Source organism: Nocardioides ungokensis (assembly GCF_013466985.1).
Classification (GTDB): Bacteria; Actinomycetota; Actinomycetes; order Propionibacteriales; family Nocardioidaceae; genus Nocardioides; species Nocardioides ungokensis.
Map to the genome: position 1 here is coordinate 2,723,508 of NZ_CP059164.1, position 24,062 is coordinate 2,747,569.

23 protein-coding genes, 1 tRNA gene and 3 pseudogenes are annotated in these 24,062 nt (G+C 71.6%); 6 read left to right on the top strand and 21 right to left on the bottom strand.

The window, feature by feature from the left end:
* Window positions 1-17: 17 nt before the first annotated feature.
* From ruvB to pgsA, 12 genes and pseudogenes are all read right to left on the bottom strand, one after another.
* Entirely contained in the window at window positions 18-1,046 is a 1,029-nt protein-coding gene (gene ruvB, locus H0S67_RS13430) for a Holliday junction branch migration DNA helicase RuvB (protein ID WP_219635716.1), read from the bottom strand.
* A gap of 52 nt (window positions 1,047-1,098) precedes the next feature.
* Window positions 1,099-1,698, bottom strand: a complete 600-nt coding sequence (gene ruvA, locus H0S67_RS13435) for a Holliday junction branch migration protein RuvA (RefSeq protein ID WP_180933468.1) — start codon at window positions 1,696-1,698, stop codon at window positions 1,099-1,101.
* Window positions 1,695-2,237: a crossover junction endodeoxyribonuclease RuvC gene (gene ruvC / locus H0S67_RS13440; RefSeq protein WP_180933469.1), complete on the bottom strand. Its 543-nt coding sequence runs from the start codon at window positions 2,235-2,237 to the stop codon at window positions 1,695-1,697. Before ruvC ends, ruvA begins: the two co-directional genes overlap by 4 nt.
* 77 nt (window positions 2,238-2,314) lie before the next feature.
* Window positions 2,315-3,095: pseudogene (locus H0S67_RS13445) on the bottom strand (YebC/PmpR family DNA-binding transcriptional regulator).
* A 64-nt stretch (window positions 3,096-3,159) separates the two neighbouring features.
* Window positions 3,160-3,777, bottom strand: a complete 618-nt coding sequence (pdxT, locus tag H0S67_RS13450; protein ID WP_180933470.1) for a pyridoxal 5'-phosphate synthase glutaminase subunit PdxT — start codon at window positions 3,775-3,777, stop codon at window positions 3,160-3,162.
* 55 nt (window positions 3,778-3,832) lie between these two features.
* A complete protein-coding gene (locus H0S67_RS13455; protein WP_180933471.1) occupies window positions 3,833-4,933 on the bottom strand; it encodes a signal peptidase I in 1,101 nt (366 codons plus the stop codon).
* Window positions 4,930-5,526 (bottom strand): TasA family protein, encoded by a 597-nt coding sequence (locus H0S67_RS13460; RefSeq protein ID WP_180933472.1) that lies wholly within the window; start codon window positions 5,524-5,526, stop codon window positions 4,930-4,932. Before H0S67_RS13460 ends, H0S67_RS13455 begins: the two co-directional genes overlap by 4 nt.
* Before the next feature lie 4 nt (window positions 5,527-5,530).
* Entirely contained in the window at window positions 5,531-6,031 is a 501-nt protein-coding gene (locus tag H0S67_RS13465; protein ID WP_180933473.1) for a hypothetical protein, read from the bottom strand.
* Window positions 6,028-6,642: a signal peptidase I gene (locus tag H0S67_RS13470; RefSeq protein ID WP_246354728.1), complete on the bottom strand. Its 615-nt coding sequence runs from the start codon at window positions 6,640-6,642 to the stop codon at window positions 6,028-6,030. The genes H0S67_RS13465 and H0S67_RS13470 overlap by 4 nt, the downstream gene beginning before the upstream one ends.
* A gap of 39 nt (window positions 6,643-6,681) precedes the next feature.
* Window positions 6,682-7,203 carry an alternate-type signal peptide domain-containing protein gene (locus tag H0S67_RS13475; RefSeq protein ID WP_180933474.1) on the bottom strand — a complete coding sequence of 174 codons (522 nt, stop codon included), beginning with the start codon at window positions 7,201-7,203 and terminating at the stop codon, window positions 6,682-6,684.
* 141 nt (window positions 7,204-7,344) lie between these two features.
* On the bottom strand, window positions 7,345-8,262 hold the full coding sequence (gene pdxS / locus H0S67_RS13480) for a pyridoxal 5'-phosphate synthase lyase subunit PdxS (protein ID WP_180933475.1): 918 nt from the start codon (window positions 8,260-8,262) through the stop codon (window positions 7,345-7,347).
* Window positions 8,263-8,344: 82 nt separating this feature from the next.
* The gene (gene pgsA, locus H0S67_RS13485) at window positions 8,345-8,971 is read right to left on the bottom strand and encodes a phosphatidylinositol phosphate synthase (protein WP_180933476.1); all 627 of its coding nucleotides are present in this window, start codon (window positions 8,969-8,971) and stop codon (window positions 8,345-8,347) included.
* 97 nt (window positions 8,972-9,068) lie between these two features.
* Between pgsA and H0S67_RS26750 the strand changes: the two genes are divergently transcribed.
* The gene (locus H0S67_RS26750; protein WP_281368852.1) at window positions 9,069-9,200 is read left to right on the top strand and encodes a hypothetical protein; all 132 of its coding nucleotides are present in this window, start codon (window positions 9,069-9,071) and stop codon (window positions 9,198-9,200) included.
* Between the two features lie 34 nt (window positions 9,201-9,234).
* Here H0S67_RS26750 and H0S67_RS25345 read toward each other — a convergent pair whose 3' ends face one another.
* Complete coding sequence (locus H0S67_RS25345; protein WP_246354729.1) at window positions 9,235-9,618, bottom strand: hypothetical protein; 384 nt, start codon at window positions 9,616-9,618, stop codon at window positions 9,235-9,237.
* A 23-nt stretch (window positions 9,619-9,641) separates the two neighbouring features.
* On the opposite strand from H0S67_RS25345, the gene H0S67_RS25350 reads away from it, so the two are divergent.
* Window positions 9,642-9,797 carry a hypothetical protein gene (locus H0S67_RS25350; protein ID WP_246354730.1) on the top strand — a complete coding sequence of 52 codons (156 nt, stop codon included), beginning with the start codon at window positions 9,642-9,644 and terminating at the stop codon, window positions 9,795-9,797.
* 179 nt (window positions 9,798-9,976) lie between these two features.
* On the opposite strand, the gene H0S67_RS13495 is transcribed toward H0S67_RS25350, so the two are convergent.
* The 3 genes from H0S67_RS13495 to H0S67_RS13505 form a co-directional block, all read right to left on the bottom strand.
* On the bottom strand, window positions 9,977-10,573 hold the full coding sequence (locus H0S67_RS13495; protein ID WP_246354731.1) for an antibiotic biosynthesis monooxygenase: 597 nt from the start codon (window positions 10,571-10,573) through the stop codon (window positions 9,977-9,979).
* Between the two features lie 105 nt (window positions 10,574-10,678).
* On the bottom strand, window positions 10,679-11,446 hold the full coding sequence (locus H0S67_RS13500) for an inositol monophosphatase family protein (protein WP_180933477.1): 768 nt from the start codon (window positions 11,444-11,446) through the stop codon (window positions 10,679-10,681).
* Window positions 11,443-11,991 carry an HIT family protein gene (locus H0S67_RS13505; RefSeq protein ID WP_180933478.1) on the bottom strand — a complete coding sequence of 183 codons (549 nt, stop codon included), beginning with the start codon at window positions 11,989-11,991 and terminating at the stop codon, window positions 11,443-11,445. Before H0S67_RS13505 ends, H0S67_RS13500 begins: the two co-directional genes overlap by 4 nt.
* A gap of 24 nt (window positions 11,992-12,015) precedes the next feature.
* Between H0S67_RS13505 and H0S67_RS13510 the strand changes: the two genes are divergently transcribed.
* The gene (locus tag H0S67_RS13510; RefSeq protein ID WP_180933479.1) at window positions 12,016-12,498 is read left to right on the top strand and encodes a GNAT family N-acetyltransferase; all 483 of its coding nucleotides are present in this window, start codon (window positions 12,016-12,018) and stop codon (window positions 12,496-12,498) included.
* Window positions 12,499-12,510: 12 nt separating this feature from the next.
* On the opposite strand, the pseudogene thrS reads toward H0S67_RS13510, so the two are convergent.
* Window positions 12,511-14,516 (bottom strand): annotated as a pseudogene (gene thrS, locus H0S67_RS13515) (threonine--tRNA ligase).
* A gap of 302 nt (window positions 14,517-14,818) precedes the next feature.
* Between thrS and H0S67_RS13520 the strand changes: the two are divergent.
* Both H0S67_RS13520 and H0S67_RS13525 read left to right on the top strand, forming a co-directional pair.
* Complete coding sequence (locus H0S67_RS13520; protein ID WP_180933480.1) at window positions 14,819-16,759, top strand: OmpL47-type beta-barrel domain-containing protein; 1,941 nt, start codon at window positions 14,819-14,821, stop codon at window positions 16,757-16,759.
* A 28-nt stretch (window positions 16,760-16,787) separates the two neighbouring features.
* A complete protein-coding gene (locus H0S67_RS13525; protein WP_180933481.1) occupies window positions 16,788-21,686 on the top strand; it encodes an OmpL47-type beta-barrel domain-containing protein in 4,899 nt (1,632 codons plus the stop codon).
* Between the two features lie 118 nt (window positions 21,687-21,804).
* Here H0S67_RS13525 and H0S67_RS23660 read toward each other — a convergent pair whose 3' ends face one another.
* From H0S67_RS23660 to H0S67_RS13535, 3 genes are all read right to left on the bottom strand, one after another.
* Window positions 21,805-22,182, bottom strand: coding sequence for an NADPH-dependent F420 reductase (locus H0S67_RS23660; protein WP_219635263.1), 378 nt, complete (start codon window positions 22,180-22,182; stop codon window positions 21,805-21,807).
* The gene (locus H0S67_RS23665) at window positions 22,164-22,421 is read right to left on the bottom strand and encodes an NAD(P)-binding domain-containing protein (protein ID WP_219635264.1); all 258 of its coding nucleotides are present in this window, start codon (window positions 22,419-22,421) and stop codon (window positions 22,164-22,166) included. Before H0S67_RS23665 ends, H0S67_RS23660 begins: the two co-directional genes overlap by 19 nt.
* 146 nt (window positions 22,422-22,567) lie before the next feature.
* Window positions 22,568-22,642, bottom strand: a tRNA-Val gene (locus H0S67_RS13535).
* Between the two features lie 228 nt (window positions 22,643-22,870).
* Here H0S67_RS13535 and H0S67_RS13540 point away from each other — a divergent pair.
* On the top strand, window positions 22,871-23,251 hold the full coding sequence (locus H0S67_RS13540) for an SsgA family sporulation/cell division regulator (RefSeq protein WP_246354732.1): 381 nt from the start codon (window positions 22,871-22,873) through the stop codon (window positions 23,249-23,251).
* Here H0S67_RS13540 and H0S67_RS13545 read toward each other — a convergent pair.
* Window positions 23,154-24,055: pseudogene (locus tag H0S67_RS13545) on the bottom strand (aminotransferase class IV). The gene H0S67_RS13540 and the pseudogene H0S67_RS13545 overlap by 98 nt on opposite strands.
* Window positions 24,056-24,062 lie beyond the last annotated feature (7 nt).

Genomic DNA, 24,062 nt, shown 5'->3' on the forward strand with positions numbered 1-24,062 from the left:
GACCACGCACCTGCGAGTCAGTCGTCGAAGAGCGGGGCATCGCCGCCGCCGAGCACCGCTGAGGGGGGTACGGCGAGCCCGAGGTGCTGCCACGCGGCCGGCGTCGCGATCCGGCCCCTGGGCGTGCGCGCGAGGAAGCCGTTGCGCACCAGGAACGGCTCCGCGACCTCCTCGACGGTCTCCCGCTCCTCCCCCACGGCGACCGCCAGGGTGGAGAGCCCGACCGGGCCACCACCGAAGCGGCGGCACAGCACGTCGATGACCGACCGGTCGAGTCGGTCCAGGCCCAGCTCGTCGACCTCGTAGAGGTCGAGGGCGGCCTGGGAGACCGGCAGGGTGACGACGCCGTCGGCGCGGACCTGGGCGTAGTCGCGCACACGACGCAGCAACCGGTTGGCGATGCGCGGGGTCCCGCGGGAGCGCGACGCGATCTCGGCCGCTCCCTCCCCCGTGAGCTCGACCCCGAGGAGCCCGGCCGAGCGGTGCACGATCCGGTCCAGCTCGTGGGGCTCGTAGAACTCCAGGTGGCCGGTGAACCCGAAGCGGTCGCGCAGCGGCCCTGGGAGCAGCCCGGCCCGCGTGGTCGCCCCGACCAGCGTGAACGGCGGGATCTCGAGCGGGATCGCGGTCGCGCCGGGTCCCTTGCCGATGACCACGTCGACCCGGAAGTCCTCCATGGCCATGTAGAGCATCTCCTCGGCCGGCCGCGACATCCGGTGGATCTCGTCGACGAAGAGGACGTCGCCCTCGTTCATCCCCGAGAGGATGGCGGCCAGGTCACCGGCGTGCGTGATGGCGGGGCCGCTGGTCAGCCGCAGAGGCGCGGTCATCTCGCTCGCGATGATCATGGCCAGCGTGGTCTTGCCGAGGCCGGGCGGCCCGGAGAGCAGCACGTGGTCGGGAGCCCGGCCGCGGCGGCGGGCCGCCTCGAGCACCAGCCCGAGCTGGGCCCGGACCCGCGACTGGCCGACGACCTCGTCGAGGGTCCGCGGCCGCAGGGCCGCCTCGACCGCGCGCTCGTCGCCCTCGGCCTCGGCCGCGGTCAGCGAGCGGAGGTGCTGCTCCTCGGCGGCGCCGAGATGGTCGTCGTACACCGGATCAGGCCTTGCTCAGGGCGCGGAGGGCCGCGCGCAGCAGGGCCGCCACGTCGGGGACGTCACCGGCCTCGGGCGCGACCGCGTCGACCGCCTTCTCGGCGTCGCGCGCCGGCCAGCCCAGCCCCACCAGCCCCTGGTGCACCTGGTCGCGCCACGGTGCCGCGGCGGCGGCCGCGAGGCTCGCGCTCCGGCCACCGACCGGGGCGCCGAGCCGGTCCTTGAGCTCGAGGATGATCCGCTGGGCGCCCTTCTGCCCGATGCCGGGCACGCGGGTCAGGGTCTTCACGTCGTCGCCGGCGACGGCGCGGCGCAGGTCGTCGGGGCTGAGCACCGCGATCATCGCCTGCGCCAGCTTGGGCCCGACACCGGAGGCAGTCTGCACGAGCTCGAAGCAGGACTTCTCGTCCTCGTCGAGGAAGCCGAAGAGGGTCAGGGAGTCCTCCCGGACCACCATGCTGGTGGGCAGCGTGGCCTGCTGGCCGGTGCGCAGCGTGGAGAGCGTGCCGGGGGTGCACATGAGCTCGAGGCCCACTCCCCCGACCTCCAGCACGGCGCTGGACAGGGTCACGGCGGCGACCTCACCGCGGACGAAGGCGATCATCTCCGGATGCTCCTCTGCTGCTGCTGGGCGGTCGCGGCGGCCAGTGCCGCGTCGATGCGCGCCTGCGCGCCACCGCGCCAGATGTGGGTGATGGCCAGCGCGAGCGCGTCAGCAGCGTCGGCCGGCTTCGGCGGCGCGTCCAGCCGCAGGATCCGAGTCACCATCGCGCCCACCTGGGCCTTGGCCGCGCGGCCGCTGCCGGAGACGGCCGCCTTGACCTCGCTGGGCGTGTGCAGGGCGACCGGGATCCCCCGACGGGCCGCGCAGACCAGGGCAATGCCGCTGGCCTGGGCCGTGCCCATGACCGTGGACACGTCCGAGCGGGCGAAGACCCGCTCGACGGCCACCGCGTCCGGGGAGTACTCGTCGAGCCAGGCGTCGATGCCCTTCTCGATCGTGACCAGCCGTTGGGCGACCGGCAGGTCCGAGGAGGTGCGCAGGACGTTGACGTCGACCAGCGAGAGCGGGCGGCCCACCTGGCCCTCGACCACGCCCATGCCGCAGCGGGTCAGGCCGGGGTCGATCCCGAGCACGCGCATGATCCAGCCTTCCGTCCGAACACCTGTTCGGAGCAACGCTAACCGGACGCCCCGACGTACGCCGGGGCGACACGCGGTCAGGCGTCGATGGCCTCGAGCGCCTCGTCGGAGATGTCGGCGTTGCTGAACACGTTCTGCACGTCGTCGAGGTCGTCGACCACGTCGACCAGGCGGAACACCTTCTCGGCCACGTCGGCCTCGCCGACCGGGATGTCCATGGTCGCCACGAACTGCACCTCGGCGGACTCGTAGTCGATGCCGGCGGCCTGCAGCGCCGTACGCACCGCGACGACGTCGGAGGCGTCGGACTGGATCTCGAAGGTGTCCCCGAGGTCGATGACGTCCTCGGCACCGGCGTCAAGGGTCGCCTCGAGGATGTCGTCCTCGGTGAGGTCCCACGGCTTGCCGGCGCGCTCCTGGCTCTTGCTGGCCACGACGACGCCCTTGCGGGTGAACAGGCGCGAGACCGAGCCCGGGTCGGCCATGGTGCCGCCGTTGCGGGTGACCGCGGTGCGGACCTCCATCGCAGCGCGGTTGCGGTTGTCGGTGAGGCACTCGACCAGCAGCGCCACGCCCTGCGGGCCGTAGACCTCGTACATGATCGTCTCGTAGTCGACGCCACCGCCGTCGAGGCCACCCCCGCGCTTGACCGCGGAGTCGATGTTCTTGTTGGGGACCGACTGCTTCTTCGCCTTCTGGATGGCGTCCGTAGAGCGTCGGGTTGCCGGCCGGGTCCGGGCCGCCCATCTTCGCCGCGATCTCGATGTTCTTGATCAGCTTGGCGAACAGCTTGCCGCGCTTGGCGTCGATGACGGCCTTCTTGTGCTTCGTGGTCGCCCATTTGGAGTGGCCAGACATGCGTCCCTCTTCTACGTCCTCGTCGGTCGGGCCCCCGCGGACCCGATCGGTTGCAGCCGTTCGGCTAGCGCCGGTCAGTCGCCCCGGTGTCCCGCACCAGGTCGACGAACATCTTGTGGATCCGGCTGTCCCCGCCCACTTCAGGGTGGAACGAGGTCGCCATCAGCGGCCCCTGCCGGACGGCGACGATCCTACCCGCGGCCGGGCCGTGGTCCACGCGTGCGAGCGCCTCGACGTCCTCACCGACCGACTCGACCCACGGCGCGCGGATGAAGATCGCGTGCACCGGTCCGTCGAGCCCGGCGAAGTCGAGGTCTCCCTCGAAGGAGTCGACCTGGCGCCCGAACGCGTTGCGGCGCACCGTGATGTCCAGCCCGCCGAGCGTCTCCTGGCCCTTCGCCCCGTCCTCGATCCGGTCGGCCAGCATGATCATTCCGGCGCAGGTGCCGAAGGCAGGCATTCCCTGCTTGATCCGGTCGCGCAGCGGCTCGAAGAGCTCGAAGGTGCGGGCCAGCTTCGCCATGGTGGTGGACTCGCCGCCGGGGATCACCAGCCCGTCACAGGCCTCGAGCTCGCTCGGGCGGCGTACGGCGAGGGGCTGGACGCCGAGGTCGGCGAGCACCCGCAGGTGCTCGCGGACGTCACCTTGCAGGGCGAAGACTCCGATGGTGGGGCTGGTCACGCTGAAATCCTAGTGATCGCGATCTGAGCACCGTACGGCGCGCTCCCCCGGTCTCCTACGGCAGACAGGTCGGGTCGGAGCTCGGCTGCTGCGGAGTGGAGAAGGACTTGAGGGTCGTCGTGGTCGAGTTCCACGATGAGCCCGCCGGAGCAGCCGTGGCCGTGACGGTGACCGTCGGGACGCTCCGGTTGGCCGTGACGGTCGCGTCGTACGTGACGGTCAGCGTGGCCTTGCCGTTGACGACGGCGTAGCTGGACGTGGCACCGGTGAGTCCCGTCACCGTGGCGGTGTACGTCACGGATGCTGGAGCAGTCGGCCAGGTGTAGACGACGCCCCGCGCCTGGTTGCTCGCGTTGGCCAGCGGCGCGCACGTGGACCCGGAGGCACCGCTCGGCGGCGGCGCCGGCACCGTGCCTGCGGTGAGCGTCGTCCCCGTGATCGACGCGGGGTCGGTCCACGCGGCCAGGGTCGGGGTCACGCTGCTCTGCGCGCCCGCGCCGGACAGGAATCCCGCCGCGACCAGGATCGAGAGCCCGCCGGTCGCCATCAGGCGGGCCTTGTCGTTGGCGTTGCGGGCCGAGGTCCTGCGCGCCGGGATCGACGGCGGGACCACCCGCTCCTCGGCCGACAGCGGCTCCCCCGGCCCGCCCTCCCCGGGGCCCGACTCGGGGGTCCGCTTGACGAGGACCGAGACCAGGAACGCGGCGTACAGGCCGAGCAGGAACAGGCCCATCGGACCCGAGAGCCAGCCCACGACGTAGCCGATCCGCGGGACGTGGAAGAGCACGACATCGGCGTGGCTCACCCGGTACGGCGTCGCATCCGTGGCGGTGTTGGCGTCGCCGCGCAGGGCCAGGATCGCGTCCGAACCCTCATGGGTCATCGAGACGATCCGGTGGGTGACCCGGGTGCCGGTCCCGGTGGGCACCGACACGATGTCGCCCTTGTGCAGCGACGAGGCGTCGACCCGGTGGGAGATCGCGAGGTCACCCGTCTTGATGGTCGGCGACATGGAGCCGGACTCGAAGACCAGGGGGCGCAGCCCGAAGAGGGCCGCGCCCAGGGTCAGCAGGATGCAGGCGACGCCGAGCACGGCACCGACGGTGAGCAGGCCCTGTCGGGCCCACCCCACCGCCTGTCCGAGCCTGCCGGTCATGAGAGGTCCGAGGTGCCCGTGAAGGTGAAGGTGACGGCGCTGCTGGCGCCCTGCAGGGAGCTGGGGGCGCCGGCAGGCATGCCGACCTGGATGCAGACCGTCTCGCTGGCCCCCGGGTTGAGCTGCCGACCCGTCGAGATGAGCGAGGCGGCCGTCGCTCCACCGAGCGTGCTCCCGGCGCCCGGGAGCGCGGTGCCGCCGCAGGTGGCCGAGGGCGAGGTCCCGGTGACGGTCGAGGCGCCGGTGACGGTCACCGTCAGCGCGCCGCTCAGCACGGCCGGCGCGGAGGTCGAGGTGGCCGTGTACTTCATCGGGGCGGTGCCGTTGTTCTTGATGGTCAGCGTCCCCGCCACCGTGTTGCCGGGCACCATGTTGCTGATGTTGAGCGAGGTGTAGCCGCTCACCGAGTCGGCGCCGTTGACCTGGAGGTCGATGGTGCCCGCGGTGAAGGTCGTGCCGGTGACCGGCACGGAGTCCGTCCAGTAGGCGAACGTGCCGGTGGCACCGACGGCCATCACGACCCCGAGGCTGAGGGCGGCGCGGGTGCGGGCGTTGGCCAGCACGCGTCCCACCGACGCGAGGTTGGAAGTCATGACGTCACCTGATCCTCTTGGAGAGACGGACCTTGACCTGCAGGCGCAGGCCACGGTCCATGGATGTGTTGTCGGCGCGGGGGCGGATCCGGACCCGGAGGGTCACCGGGATGACGGCGCCCCTGGCCATCGTCCGCCAGAGCACCGCGTGGCTGCCGGTGTGGCGCACGTGCTGCCACCAGCCGGCACGGGTCCGCGCGGCCACCCGGAAGGCGTCGCGCTGCAGGCTGCCGTGCGCGTTGGTGATGTTGACGCTCACCCGCAGCCGTGCCTGCTCGCCGCTCTGGTTGCGGACGTAGAACGTGCGCTTCTCGGTCTGGCCGGGCACCAGGTCGAGGTGGCGGCCGAAGAGCGGCTTGTTCAGGTTGGGCGACCAGTGGTGGCCCATCCGGCTCAGGCCGAGGCGCGACCACTGGCGGGCGCTGATCGCCGCCTGCGAGGGTCCGGCGACCGAGAGCACCATCAGGGTGACCAGGAGGAACGCCCCCAGGCGACGGCTGTTCACGCCGTCACCTCGACCGGCTGCTCCGGCTGCCCGGACTGCTCCGGCTCCGCCTCGGCAGCTGCCGCCGCCTCCCGCTCGCGCCGGCGGTCCCGGATCGACTCGCGGAACATGTTCGCGGCGTAGAGGAGGAGGCCGATGACGACGATCCCCATCAGGACGCTGCGCTGCTGCTGCGTGACGAACGTCGTGGCGTAGCCCAGGTAGGGCACGTAGTACCAGCGCTTGCCCTTGATCTGGACCGGGAGCACCCAGTTCTGGTCGGGCGCGTTGTTGGCGTCGCCCTGGGTGCGCCAGCGCGGCTCCCCGGTCATGTCGACGCCCTGCTGGATGACCCGGTGGGTCACCACGGTCGGGTCGCCCGACTTGATCTGGTAGGTGACGACGTCTCCGGTGGAGATGTCGTCGGGCGAGACCGGCTTGACGACCACGAGGGTGCCCGGAGGCATCTTCGGGGTCATCGAGCCCGTCTCGATGACGTACGGGGTGGCACCCGCCAGACGCGGGATGACGAGCGCGACCAGCAGGGCCGCGCCCACCGACAACATCACCAGCCAGGACAGGACGAGTCCTGCCCAGCGCAGCGGCGCCGGCATCCAAGAGTTGTGCGTCACAGCGGGTGCCCCCCTTCAGACCCGAGTGTTGAGCTGAGGTCAGGCGTGCGACTGGGTCGCGGTGACGGTGATGTCGTTGAGCACGGCGCTCAGGTTCTTGGTGGTGTTGCCACTCGTGCCGGCGTAGGTGACGCCGACCGTAACGCTGAGAGACTTACCGTCATCGGCCGAGGTGATGTGCGTGGTGTTCACGCCGTCCACCTTGATGTTGGTCACGCTCGCCGAGAGGCTACCGGCCAGGGCGCCGGTCAGGCTCGGCGTCGACGCGGTGACGTCAGCCTTCAGGTGGTCGCCCTTGGCGGTGATGACGTACGTGCAGGTCTTGGTGAGCACGTCACCGGGAACCAGCTTGCTGGTGCCCGTGAGGACACCGGTCCCCTCGACGTCGTCGAACGACCAACCGGTGCCGCAGTCGGCGCTGCCCAAGGACAGGTCACCGGAGCTGATGCTGCTCTGGCTGATCGTGCCGGTCGAGGTCCAGTAGGCCAGCGAGCCCGCGCCACCCAGCAGGAGGCTGGCAGCCGCGCCGGCGGCGAGTGCGCCCTTGGTGCTCTTCTTCATGTCAATCCCCTTGGTTACCGGGGACTCGACGGTCGGTCCCCCCACAGGAGAGGACCTTGCCCTACCGAATCAGGGACTTACGCCGTTGTTACCCAGACGTGGAGGGACTGTGGGGGGACCTTTACTTTTGTGGAGCGGGCGTTACCAGCCACGCTCGGAGAGGCGGTGGGGCTGGGGGAGCTCCTCGACGTTGATGCCGACCATGGCCTCGCCCAGGCCGCGGGAGACCTTGGCGACCACGTCGGGGTCGTCGAAGAAGGTCGTGGCCTTCACGATCGCCTCGGCCCGCTGGGCGGGGTTGCCGGCCTTGAAGATGCCCGAGCCCACGAAGACGCCCTCGGCGCCCAGCTGCATCATCATCGCCGCGTCCGCCGGGGTCGCGATGCCGCCGGCGGTGAACAGCACCACCGGGAGCTTGCCCTTCTCCGCGACCTCCCTGACCAGCTCGTAGGGCGCCTGCAGCTCCTTGGCCGCGACGTACAGCTCGTCGGCCTCGAGCCCGCCCAGGCGGCGGATCTCGGCGCGGATGGTGCGCATGTGGGTCACCGCGTTCGACACGTCCCCGGTCCCGGCCTCGCCCTTGGAGCGGATCATCGCCGCACCCTCGGTGATCCGGCGCAGCGCCTCACCCAGGTTGGTCGCCCCACACACGAACGGCACCGTGAAGGCCCACTTGTCGATGTGGTTGGCGTAGTCGGCCGGGGTCAGCACCTCGGACTCGTCGATGTAGTCCACACCCAGGGACTGCAGCACCTGCGCCTCGGCGAAGTGGCCGATCCGGGCCTTGGCCATCACCGGGATCGAGACCGCCTCGATGATCCCGTCGATCATGTCCGGGTCGCTCATCCGCGACACCCCGCCCTGGGCACGGATGTCGGCCGGGACCCGCTCCAGCGCCATCACGGCCACCGCGCCGGCGTCCTCGGCGATCTTCGCCTGCTCGGCGGTGACCACGTCCATGATCACGCCGCCCTTGAGCATCTCGGCCATGCCGCGCTTCACGCGCGTGGTGCCGGTGCTGTCGCCGTGGATCGTGCCTTCGGGGGTGTTCTCGACCATGCCGCAATCGTACGGCGCGGCGCCGGCCCGACTGGAATCGGGAGGCCCCTGCCAAGCCCGGTCAGGGCCCCGCCCGGACCGCTCAGAGACCGGGCTCGACCGGCGGCAGCGCGCGGGCCTGCTCGCGGACCACCCACACCCGCTGGACCACGGTGACCGTGCTGGCCACCGCCAGGGCCCAGAGCGCGACGTACAGCAGCACCGGCAGGTCGAAGATGCCGCTCAGCCCGGTCATCGCCAGGATCGCGACGAGGCGGTCGGCGCGCTCGGCGATCCCGACCTTGGCCTGGAAGCCGAGACCCTCGGCGCGGGCCCGCGCGTACGACGTGACCGCGCCCATCACCAGACACACGAGGCACAGGGCGAGGTAGAGGCGGCTGTCGCCGTCACCGGCGAAGTACAGCGCCAGGCCGGCGAAGATGGCTCCGTCACCGATCCGGTCGAGCGTGGAGTCGAGGAACGCACCGAAGGGGCTGCTCTTGCCGGTGAGGCGGGCCATGTAGCCGTCGATCAGGTCGCTGAAGACGAAGGCGCTGATGACCAGGACGCCGGTGAGCAGCTTCCCCTGGGGGAAGAACACCAGCGCTCCGGCGCACACGCCGAGCGTGCCCACGAGCGTGACGGCGTCGGCGCTGACCCCGAGCCGGATGAGCAGGTGGGCGACCGGTGAGATGACCTTCGTCCAGAAGGCGCGGAAACGATCCAACATGGTCGGAGCAGGCTACCGGTCGCAACCGGTCCGGTTCGCACGGCGGGGCGTACCGTGGCAGGTGGGCAACCTCCAGGCTGCCCACCTAGGAGCTCCGATGACCGACAAGTCGCCCCGGCAACACATGAGCAAGAAGCCCGCCAAGTCGATCAAGGAGAAGCGCGCCGACAAGCGCGCCAAGGGTCAGCAGGAGACGCTCTCCGAGCAGATCCACCACCCGAAGAAGTGACCCCGGACCGACAGGGCTGACTGGCTGCCCGGGTTCACACCAGCTCGGGCAGCCTCAGGTGCGCCAGCGCGAGGTCGCACTCGACCACGTCGAGCACGTCCACGCCGGCGTCGCGGATGCCTGCGTCGCGGATCGTCCAGCTCCGCTCCCGGCTGGCCTCCAGGGCCTCGCGGGAGTCGTACGTCGTGGTGTTGCACGCACGGCCCGCCTTCCGGTCGACCAGCAGGCTGGCGCTGCAGAATCCCTCGATCGACTCCATCTCGGGGAGCATGGCGGCCCGGTAGATCGCGATGCCGCGGTCGACGTCGGTGTGGTTCAGCCGCATCCAGGTGACCCGGCAGCAGGAGCCGGCGGGGGCGACGTGGGCGCGGTGCATCACGGCCACCTCCCACTCGGCGACCTCGGGCGGACCGCCCATGATCTCGCCGCCGCGCGCGTCGCATGGGGGCGAGGTGGACGTCGCTCGCCCGCATCGTCTCCTCCGTCTCCCACGAGCTCGTCACGATGCACTCCCCGTTGCCGCTGTCGACGAGCATCGACAGCCCGACGCAGCCGTCCAGGGCGGTGATCGCCGGCATCACCTCGTCGCGGACGTAGGCGATGCCCTCGTCCAGGCGCTCCGGGTCGCCCATGATCGTGATCGAGCGTGCGTACATCGGCTCGCCTCCTCGGCTTCGGGGCGGCACCCGCGGCGCCGCCGCTCCCCCCAGATTCCTCCCGATCAGCCGGGGAGGCAATGCCCGTCCGACGACCCCGTCAGACCATCTCCGGCAGCCTCAGGTGGGCCAGCGCCAGCTCGAGCTCGGCGATGTCGAGGAACTCGACACTGATCCCCGGGCAGCCGTGTCCCGGATCGCCGCTGCCTCCTCGCGGCTCGCCTCGAGCGCGGCCTGGGAGTCGAAGGTGACGGTTCCACAGGCGCGTCCGCCGGCCCGGTCCACGAGGAAGCTGGCGCTGCAGAACCCGTCGATGGCCTCGATGCGCGGGAGCAGGCTGGTCCGCCAGAACTCGATCGCCATGTCCAGGTCGTTGGGTCGGGTCCAGGTGACCCGGCAGGCGCAGCCGTCGTGGGCGTTGTGGTCACGGTGCATGACGGCCACCTCCCACTCCTCGACCACGGGGCTGGCGCCACCGAGGATCTCGGTCGCCCGGGCCCGCATCGCCTGCACCGAGGACCGGCTGGCCGCCATGTCCTCCTCGGTCTCCCAGGAGGTGGTGGCGATGCATCGCCCGGTCTCCCGGTCGACCAGCAGGGACATGCCCAGGCACCCGTCCATGCCGGTGACCGTCGGGAGGATCTCGTCGCGGACGTGGCTGATCCCGGCCTCGATGGATCCCGGGTCGCCCATGATGGTGGTGGAGCGTGCGTACATGTGCCGCCTCCTCGGAGAGTTCGGGGGGCGACGCCCCTAGCGGCGCCGCCGCTCCAGACCCACGATGCTCCGGGTGCCGGGGGCAGGCAATGACCCGGTTGGGGGTTATCCGGCCTCCAGCGCGGCGCAGACCTCCGCCACCGCGCTGGGGGCGCCGGCGACCGACCAGACCACGCCACCGGCGGTCGTACGACGGGCGTCGCCGCCGACGCCACGGATGATCGCGGCGCCGGGCAGGCGGTCCCAGTCGGCCACGGTGTGCTGGAAGCTGACGCCGAGCTGCCCCTGGGCGATCGCCATCGCATCCATGGTGCCGGAGCCGAGCATCCGCATGGTGGCCACGCCGGAGGCGGCGCGCGCGAAGGCCCCGGCGATGTCGGGGTCGTCGAGAGGCGGGTGGAGGTAGGTCGTCGCGCAGGTCTCGGCGAGGTGCACGTCGGTCAGGCGGGCCAGCGGCTCGCCGTTGCGGGTCGGGGGCAGGTCCGGGCCGCCCACGAACAGCACCTCGTCGTGGGGGTGGTAGACCGCGCCGAGCAGCACGTCGTCGGGGTCGGTGAGCGCGATGGCCGAGCACCACCAGCTCAGCCCGTGGTGGAAGTTGTAGGTGCCGTCGACGGGGTCGATCACCCACGACCGCCCGCTGGTCCCGGGCCGGTCGGTGCCCTCCTCGCCCACGATCGCGTCGTCCGGCCGCTCGGCGGCGAGCCGGTCCACGATGAGGCGCTCGGCCGCCTTGTCGGCGGCCGTGACGATGTCGGAGACCGAGGTCTTCTGCTCGGCGACCAGACCCTCAGCCCGCATCCGGCGGGCCAGCAGGCCGGCGTCGCGGACCAGCTCGGCGGCGAGCGCGGCGTCCTCGACGAGCGTGCTCATCGCTCCGACTCCCATGCCTCGGCCAGCAGCGAGCGGGTCTCCCCCAGCAGCTCGGGCAGCGTCTTGGTGCGACCGATGATCGGCATGAAGTTCTGGTCCCCCGGCCACCGGGGGACGACGTGCTGGTGCAGGTGGGCCGCGATGCCGGCGCCGGCGATGTAGCCCTGGTTCATGCCGATGTTGAAGCCGCCCGCTCCCGAGACCGCCCGGACGACCCGCATCGCCTCCCGCGTCAAGTCGGCGATCTCGGCCGCCTCGCCGTCGCTGGTCTCGGTGTAGTCGGCGATGTGGCGGTAGGGGCACACCATCAGGTGCCCGGGCGCGTAGGGGTAGAGGTTCAGCACGGCGTACGCCAGCTCCCCGCGGCGTACGACGAGCCCGTCGGCGTCGTCGAGCCGCGGGATCCGGCAGAAGGGGCACTCCCCCGACGTCTCGTCGGCCGGCTTGTTCTCCCCGCGGATGTAGGCCATCCGGTGCGGCGTCCAGAGGCGATCCAGGCCGTCCGCCGCTCCGACACCGTCCTGGCGCACCGTCTCCTCGCTCATGGGCGTCGATCCTAGGGTGGCGGCATGACGACTCCGACCCTGCGCCCCGCGACCCCGGGCGACATGGCGACCGTGGCCGACATCTGGCACGCGGCCTGGCACACCAGCCACCCCGGCCACGTGCCGGACGGGCTGACCGCGGCCCGCACCCTGGAGTCGTTCCACGAGCGGACCCCGGCTCGGGTCGCCGACACGACCGTGGCCGAGCTCGACGGGGTGCTGGTCGGTTTCATCATGATCGACGGCGACGAGGTCGAGCAGGTCTTCGTCGACCCCGGACGGCACGGGAGCGGCATCGCGACGCTGCTGCTCGACGAGGCCGAGCGCCAGGTCGCCGCCGCCGGGCACGAGGTGGCGTGGCTGGCGGTGGCGATCGGCAACACCCGGGCGCGCGCCTTCTACGAGAAGCGCGGCTGGACCAACGAGGGCGACCTGCCCTACGAGGTCACGGCGGCTGGCGAGAGGTTCATCTCGCCGTGCCGCCGCTACGTCAAGCGGGTCGGCTGAGCCGAGGGCGGCTCAGACCTGCTGGCGCGACTCCACGGCGGCCACGACCCGGGAGATGGCCTCCTCGATCGGTACGCCGTTCTCCTGGTGGCCGTCGCGGTAGCGGAACGAGACCGCACCGGCGGACACGTCGTCGTCACCGGCGATCACCATGAACGGCACCTTCTGCAGCTGTGCGTTGCGGATCTTCTTCTGCATCCGGTCGTCGGAGTCGTCGACCTCGACCCGCAGCCCGGCCGCACGCATCCGACGGGCCACGTCGTGCAGGTGGTCGAGGTGGCGCTCGGCCACCGGGATCCCCTGCACCTGGACGGGCGCCAGCCAGGGCGGGAACGCGCCGGCGTAGTGCTCGACCAGCACGCCGATGAACCGCTCGATGGAGCCGAACTTCGCCGAGTGGATCATCACCGGCTGCTGACGGCTGCCGTCAGCGGCGACGTACTCGAGGTTGAACCGGTCGGCGGAGGGCTGGTTGAAGTCGTACTGGATGGTCGACATCTGCCAGGTCCGCCCGATCGCGTCCCGCGCCTGCACCGAGATCTTGGGGCCGTAGTAGGCAGCCCCGCCCGGGTCGGGCACCAGCTCGAGTCCGGACGCGGTGGCCACGTCCTCGAGCACCTTGGTCGCCATCGCCCAGTCCTCGTCGGAGCCGATGAACTTGTCGGGCTTGGATTCGTCGCGTGTGGACAGCTCGAGGTAGAAGTCGTCGAGCCCGAAGTCACGGAAGAGGCTGAGGCAGAAGTCCAGCAGGTGCTGGATCTCGGCCGGCGCCTGCTCCGGGGTGACGTAGGAGTGGGAGTCGTCCTGCGCGAACCCGCGCACGCGGGTGAGGCCGTGGACCACACCGGACTTCTCGTGCCGGTAGACCGAGCCGAACTCGAAGAGCCGGAGCGGGAGCTCCCGGTAGGAGCGCTGGCGCGAGCGGTAGATGAGGTTGTGCATGGGGCAGTTCATCGCCTTGAGGCGGTAGGCCATCTCGTCCACGTCGAGCGCGGGGAACATGCCCTCGCCGTAGTACGGCAGGTGTCCGGAGGTGTAGAACAGCCCCTCCTTGGCGATGTGCGGAGTGCCGACGTACTCGAAACCCTCCTCGATGTGGCGCTGGCGGACGTAGTCCTCCATGACCCGCTTGATCACGCCGCCCTTGGGGTGGAAGACGGGGAGGCCGGAGCCGATCTCGTCCGGGAACGAGAAACAGGTCGAGGTCGCGGCCGAGCTTGCGGTGGTCGCGGCGCTCGGCCTCCTCGATCCGGTGCAGGTGCTCCTCGAGCGCCTCCTTGGACTCCCAGGCGGTGCCGTAGATGCGCTGCAGCTGCTTGTTCTTCTCGTCGCCGCGCCAGTAGGCCGCGGCCGAGCGCATCAGCTTGAACGCCGGGATCCGCTTGGTGGGGCAGGTGCGGGCCGCGGCACAGGTCGCTCCAGGCGACGTCGCCGTTGCGCCGGATGTTGTCGTAGATGGTCAGCTCGCCGGCGCCGACCTCGACGCTGGCACCCTCTGCAACTTCATGGGCGGCATCGTCCGACTTGCCCGACCCCTTGAGACCGATCAGCTCGATCTTGTACGGCTCGTCGGCGAGCTCGCTGAGCGCGTCGGCGTCGGTGGTCACCCGCCGGGAGAACTTCTGGCCCTCCTTGACGATCTTGCGCATCCGGGTCTCGATCTTCTCGAGGTCCTCGGGCACGAACGGGGTCTCGACGTCGAAGTCGTAGTAGAAGCCGTTCTCGATCGGCGGGCCGATGCCGAGCCTGGCCTCGGGGAACAGCTCCTGCACGGCCTGCGCCATCACGTGGGCGGTGGAGTGGCGCAGGATGTCGCGGCCGTCTGGGCTGTCGATGGCCACGCCCTCGACCTCGTCGCCGTCGCAGAGCTCGTGGGCGAGGTCGCGCAGCCGGCCGCCGACGCGGGCGGCGATCACGCTCGGGTCGTCGGCGAAGAGCTCCCAGGCCCTGGTGCCCGTCGTGACCGTCCGGTCCTCACGCGCGTCGGCGTGGGCGAGGACGACCTTGATGTCGGACACAGGGAGCTCCTTGGTGCGAGGGCGAACGGACTGCTCGATCGTATCCGCCGGTCCGTCCGCCCCGCGCCCCGGTTTCCGGCCTGGCCGTACCCAATGCTGGGGACGCCTCCCCCACTCGACCGGCGCCGCCCCGGCCGGCCGCGGAAGGTGACGACGCCACCCGTGCCGGGAGGCGCCGGGTCGTGTCACCACGGGGGGACGTGCAGATGTTCGGAGCAGGGCTGTCCAAGAGGCCGGTACGTCGGCCGCGCACAACGTGCGGAGCGTCCCGCAGGTCGCGGCGCACGCCGCTCCTGGCCGCGGTGGCCCTGGGCCTGAGCGCCCTGACCCTCACACCTCCGGCCCTGGGCGCCACATCTGTCAACACCGCGGTCTTCACCGGAGGGCCGGCGATCTACAAGACAGCGACTGCGGTCTACGCACGACAGGGCGAGATCCTGGAGCTCGACGTGAGCACGGATCCCGGGACCCAGTGCGTGGAGGTGCTGGACGGCCGGGGAACGGTCTACACGCTCGGGAACAAGACCAGTGCCGCCTTCTGGCAGTTCACGGACGCCAACGCCTATCCATGGCTGAGGGTGGGGAGCGGCCGCGGCGACGTGACGGTGACGACGAGGGCCTACCCCGGCTGGTCACAGGGCCAGAACAAGTGCACCGGCTCTCCGAGCGCACTGAAGCAGGCGACGTACACGGTTGACAACGACACCCCCACCGCAACCGCCAGCCTGGCGCCGGCCCCGAACGCCGCGGGCTGGAGCAGTGCCGACGTCACGGTCACGTGGACGGGCAACGACAACGGTGGCTCGGGGGTCAAGACCCTGAGCCCGCCCAGCTCCACGGTCACCACCGACGGCACCGCCACCCGTACGACGACGGTGACCGACAACGTGGGCAACACCGCCACGAGCGCCCCCGTGACCGTCAACCTCGACAAGACCGCGCCGACCATCACCGGCGCCCGGACTCCGGCCGCCAACGCAAACGGCTGGAACAACACCGACGTGACCGTCTCGTTCACGCCGGCGGACGCGACCTCGGGCGTCAAGAGCGCGTCGGCGCCCACCATGCTGAGCGGCAACGGTGCCAACCAGTCGGTCACCGGCACGGTGACCGACAACGCCGACAACACGGCGAGCGCCACGGTGTCGGGCATCAACATCGACAAGGTGCCGCCGACGCTGTCCGGCAAGCCCAGCTCGGCCCCGAACGGCGCCGGGTGGTTCAACCACGACGTGACGATCGCGTGGACCGCGACGGACACGCTCTCCGGCGCGAACGCGCCGGCGAACAGCACCATCACCGGTGAGGGCGCCGGGCTCACCGCCGTAGCCAGCACGACCGACCGTGCCGGCAACAGCAGCGGCTCGGTCCAGAGCGCCCCGGTCAGGATCGACCGCACCGCGCCGCACACCACGGTCTCCGCACCCCCGGCCTGGAACAAGACGGACGTGACGCTCAGCCTGGGGGCCGACGACGCGCTGTCCGGCGTCGCCGACACCCACTACGTGCTCGACGGCGGCGCGCCCGCCATCGGCACGTCCGTGCCGGTGAGCAGCGAGGGCCGGCACACGCTGGAGTTCTGGAGCACCGACCAGGCCGGCAACGACGAGACCCACCACACGGTCTCGTTCGGCATCGACAAGACCTCGCCCACGATCGGCCACACCCAGCAGCCGGCGCCCAACGCCGAGGGATGGAACAACACCGACGTCACCGTCACCTTCAGCTGCTCCGACGCGCTGTCCGGCGTCGCCGACTGCACCGGGCCGCGGCAGGTGACCGACGAGGGCCGGTCCCAGACCGTGACCGGGACCGTGAGCGACAACGCCGGCAACAGCGCCACCGACCCGGCCTCGGTCAGCATCGACCGCACACCGCCGCACATCACCGTCGACGACCTGCCGGCCCCCAACCAGCGCGGCTGGTACGCCGGCCCCCTCACCACCACCTGGACCGCCACCGACGCGCTCTCCGGCGTGGCGAGCCAGGATCGCGCCCACACGTTCGGTGAGGGCGCCGACCAGAGCGCGACCGGCACCGCCACGGACGCCGCCGGCAACTCGGCCTCGGCCACCACGCCGCGCGTCAACGTGGACACCACCGCGCCCACGATCTCCGGTCGGGTGCTGCGGCGAACCCGGCGCGCAGGGCTGGTACGACGGCGACGTCACCGTCCACTGGAGCTGCGACGACAACCTCTCCGGGGTCGTCGCCTGTCCCGACGACAGCGTCGTCACCGGTGAGGGCAGCGACCTGGCTGCCACCGCCGGGGTGAGCGACCGCGCCGACAACACGACGTACGCCACGGTGGACGGCATCCGCATCGACCGCACCGCTCCGACCACGTCCGCGACGGGCGTGCCGGGCGGCTGGGTGAACGCCCCGGTGACCGTCGGCCTCTCCGCGAGCGACCACCTGTCCGACGTCGACTCCACCTGGTACGCCGTCGACGGCGGCGACCCGGTCCGCGGCAGCAGCGTCACGGTCGGCAGCGAGGGCGTGCACACCGTGTCCTACTGGTCGGTCGACCGGGCCGGGAACCGCGAGGCCGCCCAGTCCTTCACGGTCCGCCTCGACCTGACCTCCCCCGACATCACCCCGGGCCAGGCCCCGGAACCCAACGCCAACGGCTGGAACAACACCGACGTCTCCGTGAGCTTCTCCTGCGCGGACCAGCCCGGCCTCTCGGGCCTCGCCGACTGCCCGGAGCCGCGGACGATCTCGACCGAGGGCCGGGCGCAGCGTGTCACCGGCACCGCCACCGACCACGCCGGCAACCGCGTCAGCGGCTCCGCGGTCGTCAACATCGACAAGACCGCGCCCACCCTCACCGGAGCTCCGGACCGGCCCGCCAACGCCGCCGGGTGGTACGACGACGACGTCACCATCGCCTTCGACGCCCACGACGCGCTCTCCGGCATCGACCACGTCACCGCGCCGCAGCACGTCGGTGAGGGCGCGGACCAGGCCGTCCACGGCACCGCCACCGACAACGCCGGCAACAGCGCGGACGCCGGCGTCACCGGGATCAACGTCGACGAGACCGCCCCCGACCTGAGCGCGGCGCCGACCACGCTGCCCAACGAGAACGGCTGGTACAACACCGACGTCACCGAGGTCTGGGTCGCTGCGGACACACTGTCCGGCCTCGCGGGCGACAAGCCCGCGGACGCGGTGCTCGCGACCGAGGGCCGTGGCCAGACCGTCTCGGCCACGGTCCGCGACCTGGCCGGTAACACGACCAGCGCATCCAGCCAGCCGGTCGACATCGACAAGACCGCGCCGACGACCGACGCCTCGGCCCCTGGCGGCTGGAGCAACGGCGACGTCGAGGTCACGCTGACCCCGCACGACGCGTTGTCCGGGGTCGCCTCCACGGAGTACCGCATCGACGGCGGCGCCCCGCAGCAGGGCACCTCGGTGACCCTGAGCGACGAGGGCAGCCACACCATCGACTATGCGAGCACCGACAAGGCCGGAAACACCGAGAGGGAGCAGTCCGTCACGGTCCGCATCGACCGGTCCGCGCCGACGATCACCCACACCCTGTCCCCGCCCGCGAACCGCAACGGGTGGAACAACACCGACGTGACCGTCACGTTCGACTGCGCCGACCAGGCAGACCTGTCCGGCGTCGCGAGCTGCACCCCGGCGCAGGACGTCACGACCGAGGGCATCGACCAGACCGTGACCGGCACCGCCACCGACAACGCGGGCAACGGCGCCGAGGACCGGGCCTCGGTCAGCCTCGACCGGACCAGCCCGCGGATCGTGGGCAGTCGTACGCCCGCGGCCAACGCCGCCGGCTGGAACAACACCGACGTCACCGTGCACTTCGACGGCACCGACGGGCTCTCCGGCATCGACGAGATCACGCCCGACCGGACCCTCGGTGAGGGCACCGACCAGTCGCTCGAGGGCCGGGCGGTCGACGCCGCCGGCAACGACGCCACCAGCACCGTCGGCGGGATCAACGTCGACGAGACCGCCCCGACCCTGCAGGGCGCGCCGACCACCGAGCCCGGCATCGACGGCTGGTACGCCGGCGACGTGACCGTGGGCTGGGCCGCCCAGGACGACCGCTCCGGGATCGCCGGCGCCCCGGCCGACAGCACGATCACCGGCGAGGGCGCCGGGCTGCGGGCCACCGCCACCGTCTCCGACAGGGCCGGCAACACCACGACCGCCGACAGCCTCCCGGTGAACATCGACCGCACCCCGCCGGCCACGGGGGCGGACGCCCCGACGGGCTGGAACAACACCCAGGTCACGGTGAGCCTCGACGCGGCCGACGGGTTGTCCGGCGTCGACGCGACCTACTACGAGGTCGACGGCGGCGATCGCCACCAGGGCTCGTCGCTCACGATCGACACCGAGGGCCAGCACGCGCTGCGCTACTGGAGCGTCGACCACGCCGGCAACGTCGAGCCGGCCCACAGCGTCACGGTCCGGATCGACCTCACCGCACCCGACCTCCGCGCCGACATCAGCCCGGCGCCCAACGCGAGCGGCTGGAACAACCGCCCGGTCACCGTGAGCTGGTCCTGCGACGACGCCCTGTCCGGCATCGCCACCTGCCCCGTAGACGTGCCGGTCGGCACGGACGGTGGCGGCCAGGACGTCTCCGGGACCGCGCTGGACAAGGCCGGCAACACCAGGACCGACCACGTCTCGGTGAGCATCGACAGCGTCGACCCGACGATCAGCGGCACGCCGGACCGGCCGGCCAACGCCCACGGCTGGTACGACGCCCCGGTCACGGTCGGCTTCGCCTGCGACGACGCCCTGTCCGGCATCGCGGACTGCACCGCCCCGGTCCGGCTCGGTGAGGGCCGTGGCCAGCAGGCCGACGGCAGCGCCACCGACGCGGCCGGCAACCGGCAGCGCACCAGCGTCGGCCCGATCGACGTCGACACGACCGCGCCGACGCTGACGGGCGCGGTTACCGCCCCGCCCAACGACGCCGGTTGGTACGACGGCGACGTGACCGTGCACTGGACCGCGGACGACGCCCTCTCGGGCGTCGACGGTCCGGCTCCGGCGGACAGCACGATCAACAGCGAGGGACGAGACCTCACCGCCGGGGCCACGGTCCGCGACCTCGCCGGCAACCAGACCTCGGCGAGCAGCCCGCCGGTGAAGATCGACCGCACCGCGCCGACCACGACGGTCTCGGACGTGTCCCAGTGGACCAACAGCGCCGTCACCGTCGACCTGACCGCCAAGGACAACCTCTCCGGGGTCGCCGCCACGCACTACCGGCTCGACGACGTGGCTCCTGGCCAGGGCAGCAAGCTCACGATCGACACCGAGGGCGTGCACACGCTCCAGGTCTGGAGCACGGACGTCGCCGGCAACGTGGAGGCTCGCCAGGACGTGGTGGTCAGGATCGACCGGACCGCGCCGGGGATCACCCACGTCCAGGCACCGGCCCCCAACGAGCGCGGCTGGAACAACAGCGACGTGACGGTGACCTTCACCTGCACCGACGAGGCCTCCGGGGTCGCCGCGTGCACCGACCCGGTCACCCGCGGCGAGGGCGCCGCCCAGAAGGTCGTGGGCACCGCCAGGGACGCCGCGGGCAACACCGCCACCGACGAGACGACCGTCAACGTCGACGAGAGCCGGCCGACGGTGATCGGCAGCCTGTCCTCGTCCCCCAACGCCAACGGCTGGTTCAACGCCGACGTCGTCGCGAGCTTCACCTGCGCCGACCAGGCCGGCCTGTCGGGAGTGCTGACCTGCCCGGGTGCCCAGCGGCTGGGCGAGGGCAAGGGCCAGAGTGCCGGTGGCACCGCCACCGACGGCGCGGACAACGACAGCGAGCCCTTCCGGATGGGCCGGATCGACGTCGACGAGACCCGTCCCACGCTGAGCGGCGCGGCCACCACCGCCCCCAACGCGGACGGTTGGTACAGCGGCGACGTCACCGTGCACTGGACCGCGGCAGACGCGCTGTCGGGCATCGACGGCGACGGTCCGGCGAACACGACCGTCACCGGGGAGGGCGACGACCTCGCCGCCTCAGCGGCGGTCAGCGACCGGGCCGGGAACTCCCGCGCGGCGAGCGTGGGCGGGATCAGGATCGACCGGACGCCGCCGAGCACCGTCGCGACCGCGCCCACCGACTGGCAGAACGCCGACGCCACCGTCCGCCTCTCTGCCACCGACGTGCTCTCCGGCGTCGCGGCGACGCACTACTCGGTCGACGGCCGCGCCACGCAGGACGGGACCGCGGTGACGCTCAGCACCGAGGGCACCCACGAGGTGACGTACTGGAGCGTGGACCGGGCCGGCAACCGCGAGACAGCGGCGACGATCACGGTGCGCGTCGACAAGACACCGCCGACGATCACGGGCCGGGCCACCACGAGCCCCAACGGCGCCGGTTGGTACCGCACGCCGGTGACCGTGGCTTTCACCTGCAGCGACGCGGTCAGCGGCATCGCCTCCTGCCAGCCCGACAGCACGGTGGCCACCCAGGGCACCAACTCGGTCACGGGGACGGCGGTCGACAACGCCGGCAACAAGGGCACCACGACCGTGGGCGGGATCAACGTCGACACCGTGGCGCCGGGCGTCAGCGTCGGCGGCGTGAAGGACGGCGCGACGTACACCCTGGGCGCCGTCCCGGCCGCCACGGTCTCGGCGAGCGACGCCACCAGCGGCCTTGCCGGCCCGGCGAAGCTCACCACCACGGGCGGCCTCCCCAACGGGGTCGGCACGTTCACCGTCACCGGCAGTGCCACCGACCGGGCCGGCAACGTGGGCACCGCCACGGCGACCTACCGGGTCGTCTACGGCTACGGCAGCACGCTGTTCCTGCAGCCAGTCAACGACACCGCGCACCAGACCGGGCTGTCGACCAGCGTGTTCAACGCCGGGCAGGCGGTGCCGATGAAGTTCCAGCTGCGCAACGCCGCCGGGCAGCTCGTCCAGGCCGGCAACGCACCCAAGTGGCTGGTGCCGGTCAAGGGGAGCGGCACCGGTGCGGCCGTCAACGAGTCGGCGTACGCCTCGACGACGACCGTCGGCTCGACGTACACCTGGGACGGCACGCAGTACGCCTACACCTGGAAGACCGACAAGTCCCAGGCCGGCAGCTACTGGCGGGTGGGAGTGGCCCTCGATGACGGCCAGACCTACTACGTGAACATCGGGCTCCGCTGAGAGCGGGGCGGCGGGTCCGGTGGGGGGCCAGCCGCCTCGGCTCAGTCCTGCATGTCGCGGTAGCGCTTCGCCTGGCCGAGGAGCTCGCGGACCCGGTCGGCGTCGCCGGTGCGCGCCTTCATGTCCGCGGTCCCCAGCCCTCGGTGTACGGCGTGCCGTACGCCGCGGTGTCGCGCTGGTAGCGCCACCCCTCGGCGAGCGGGCCGGCGTCGACGGTGTCGTAGCCGAGGTCGTCGAGGAGGTCGGCGACCGTCTTCTTGGCGCCCTCGTCGTCGCCGGCGATGGCCAGGGCACTGCGGTCCTCGCTCCCGGACGGGCGGGCCAGCCCGAGCAGGTGCTCGAAGTAGATGTTGTTGAACGCCTTGACCACGTGCGACTCCGGCAGGTGCGCCTGGAGCAGCTCGGAGACGGTCGTGGACTCGTCGTCGAGCTCGGCGACGTGACCATCACGCTGCGGGTAGTAGTTGTTGGTGTCGATCACGATCTTGCCGCGCAACGGCTCGACCGGACTTCGCGGTAGCTCTTCAGCGGGATCGTCACGACGACGACGTCGCCGGCGGCCGCCGCTTCGGCCGCGGTGGCCGCGCGGGCGTGGTCGCCGAGCTCGGCCACCAGGTCGGAGAGCGTCTCCGGCCCCCTGCTGTTGCTCAGCACCACGTCGTGTCCCGCGGCGACCGCGAGTCGGGCGACGGTGCTGCCGATGTGTCCTGCTCCGATGAGTCCGATGGTTGTCATGGGATGCAGAACGGCCCGGAACGACGGATCATTCCGGGCCGGTGCTTGCGGTGTTCGGTGGGCGATACTGGGTTCGAACCAGTGACCTCTTCGGTGCAAACAGCAGAGCCGCGCTACCACGTAGCGCGGCTCTGCTTCGGTGCTTCTGGTGGGCGATACTGGGTTCGAACCAGTGACCTCTTCGGTGTGAACGAAGCGCGCTACCACTGCGCCAATCGCCCCGCTGACGCACCGGCCGGGATGCCCCGCGGTGCGGTCGCAGACTTTAGCGCATGCGGACGGTTCACTCACATTCCGGGTCCTAGGTCCCTATCGCGTCACGCGCGTTGGGGTGCACCGTCTTCTCACCAGACCGGTCACGGGGGCCGGTCTCGTATGAGAACGGGGCGAGGGCCGACGTGACGCAGCCGATTTCCCGGACGCTTTCCCAGGAGCTCACCCTGCAGTGCGTGGACGCACGCGGGCGTGGGATCGAGCTGGTGGCGTCGTTCGGGTACGACCCGACGGACCCGTACGCCGTGTGGGTCACCTTTCCGTCGGCGCAGGGTGACGTCCGGTGGGCCATGTGCCGCCAGACCCTGCTCCGGGCACTGACCGACCCGGCCGGCCAGGGCGACCTCGAGATGTGGCCCAGCATCGACCAGGACGGGCGCGCGGTCGTCGTCCTGGAGTTCCGCTCCCCCGCCGGCCACCTGATCGCCCAGGCCCACACGCACGAGGTCTACCGGTTCCTCACCCGCACCCTCGCGGCCGTCCCCGCGGGCACGGAGAGCGACCACCTCGACCTCGACGGACTGGTCGCCGGCCTGCTCGGCTCAGAGTCCGAGTAGCTCCGGCTCGCGGCGGCGCCACAGCTCCGCCGCCGCCTTCGTCACCGGCCCGGGCGGGCAGGTCACGGTCGTCCCAGGCCGAGACGCCCTGTACGTCGCGCGTGGTCGAGGTCAGGAACACCTCGCTGGCCTGCGCCACGGTCCCGATCGGCTCGTCGACCTCGACCCCGCCGAACCACTCCAGGACCAGCGCCCGGGTGACCCCGGCCAGGCAGCCGCTCGCCAGGGTCGGCGTGCGCAGCTCCCCGTCCACGACGTAGAACACGTTGGACCCGTGCCCTCGCACAGGTGCCCGGCCAGGTTGGCGAAGACCGCCTCGCTCGCACCGCGCCGGTGGGCCTCGGAAAGGGCGACGACGTTCTCCGCGTACGACGTGGTCTTGAGACCAGCGAGCGCCCCGCGCTCGTTGCGGGGCCACGACACGGTCGCGACGGCCGTGGTGGCGGGCCACTCCGCCATGGCGTCGGCCACCACGACGAGCGTCGGCGGCTCGTCCCCGCGCCCGGATCCCAGCGGGGCCGGCCCTCCCGTGTAGGTGATCCGGATCCGCCCGAGGGGAAGGTCCTGGCCGTCGAGGACGGCGGCGACCCCGCGGCGTACGGCCTCCTGGTCGAGCTCGGGAAGCCCCAGCCCGGCGGCGGACCTGGCGAGCCGCTCGACGTGCCGCGTGAGGGCGAACGGCAGGCCGTCGACCACCTTGATGGCCTCGAACACCCCGTCCCCCACGGTGAAGCCGTGGTCGGTGACCCGGACCGCCGGGGCGGTCGGGTCGGTGAGCAGGTCCCCGTCGATCCAGGCGCGCATGGGTCCA